General features: G+C 75.9%; 2 protein-coding genes. Both read left to right on the top strand.

The window, feature by feature from the left end; all coding sequences use genetic code 11:
- The first annotated feature begins 14 nt into the window (after window positions 1-14).
- Window positions 15-704, top strand: coding sequence for an urease accessory protein UreG (gene ureG / locus FOE67_RS25420; protein WP_182667163.1), 690 nt, complete (start codon window positions 15-17; stop codon window positions 702-704).
- An 83-nt stretch (window positions 705-787) separates the two neighbouring features.
- Window positions 788-1,521: urease accessory protein UreD (locus tag FOE67_RS25425; RefSeq protein ID WP_323385504.1), on the top strand; the 734-nt coding region annotated here is incomplete at its 3' end.

A 1,521-nucleotide genomic window follows, 5' to 3' on the forward strand; every position in this document is an offset into this window, starting at 1 on the left:
CCCGGAGCCCTCCCGTGCACCTGGATCACCCCGTCACCTTCCCCACCCGTCACACGCACGGGGCCGACCCCCTGCTGCCCGACGGTTCCCGCCGGGCCGTGCGGATCGGCCTGGGGGGACCCGTGGGATCGGGCAAGACCGCCACCGTGGCCGCGCTCTGCCGCGCCCTGCGCGGGGACCTGTCCATCGGCGTGGTCACCAATGACATCTACACCCGCGAGGACGCCGAGTTCCTGCGCCGCGAGGCGGTGCTGCCGTCCGACCGGATCACCGCCGTGGAGACCGGTGCCTGTCCGCACACCGCGATCCGGGACGACATCTCGGCGAATCTGGAGGCGGTGGAGGAGTTGGAGCGGCGGCTCGGGCCGTTGGACCTGGTGCTGGTGGAGTCCGGAGGGGACAACCTCACCGCCACCTTCTCCCGCGGGCTGGTGGACGCCCAGATCTTCGTCATCGACGTCGCGGCCGGCGACGACATCCCCCGCAAGGGCGGTCCGGGGCTGACCGGAGCCGACCTGTTGGTGGTCAACAAGACCGACCTCGCGCCCCACGTCGGCTCGGACCTGGCGGTGATGGCCCGTGACGCGCGGGCGCAACGCGGCGAGCTGCCGGTGGCCTTCACCTCCCTGCGGGAACCCGGCGGGGCACGGCCGGTGGTCGAGTGGGTCGCCGATCGGGTGGCGGCGTGGCGGGCGGCGGGATGAGAACGGTTCCCGTCCCCCTCGCGCCCCGCCCCGGGGCACCCGCCGACGGAACGACCTCCCCGGCCGGGCCGGGGCCGTCCGCCGTGACCGCCTCGGCCCGGATCACGGCCGCGCCCGGCGGTGACCTGCCCGAACTCCGGGGGGAGGGTCCGCTCGCGGTGCGCCGCACCCGCTCCACCGGCCCGGGGGCGCGGGTGTGCCTGGTCGGGGCGATGAGCGCGCCGCTCAACGGTGACCGGCTCGCCCTCACCGTCACCGTGCTGCCCGGGGCGATCCTGCACGTGGTCTCCGCCGCCGCCTGTGTCGCCCTGCCCGGGGACCGGGAGGGCAGGGCCGAGTACCTGACCGACATCCGCGTGGGGGAGGGCGCCGAACTGCGGTGGACGCCCGAGCCCCTGATCTCCGCGCGCGGCAGCGACCTGTACGTCCGCACCCGGATCGACCTGGCCCCCGGTGCCCGCCTCCACCACCGGGAGGAACACCTGGCCGGACGGGCGGACGAGGAGCCGGGTCGGCTGGTCTCCCGGCTGACCGTCCACCGGGCGGATCGGGTGCTGCTGGACCAGGAGACCCGTCACGGTCCCGACGAGCCCGGCTGGTACGGCGGCGCGGTGATGGGCGGGAGACGGGCCGTCGGGCAGATCCTCCTGGTGGAGCCGGTGGACGCCGTCGGCGCGACGGCCGCCCCGGCGGTGTTCACCGATCCCCCCACCGGCGGGCTCGCGGCCCGGATGACCCCCGACGGGTCCACCGTGCTGATCTCCGCCGTCGCCGCCGACGGCCTGGGGGTGCGCCGCCTGCTGGAACGGGCGATCCC

Origin of the sequence: Streptomyces calidiresistens, from assembly GCF_014141525.1 — a bacterium.
Lineage (GTDB): Bacteria > Actinomycetota > Actinomycetes > Streptomycetales > Streptomycetaceae > Streptomyces > Streptomyces calidiresistens.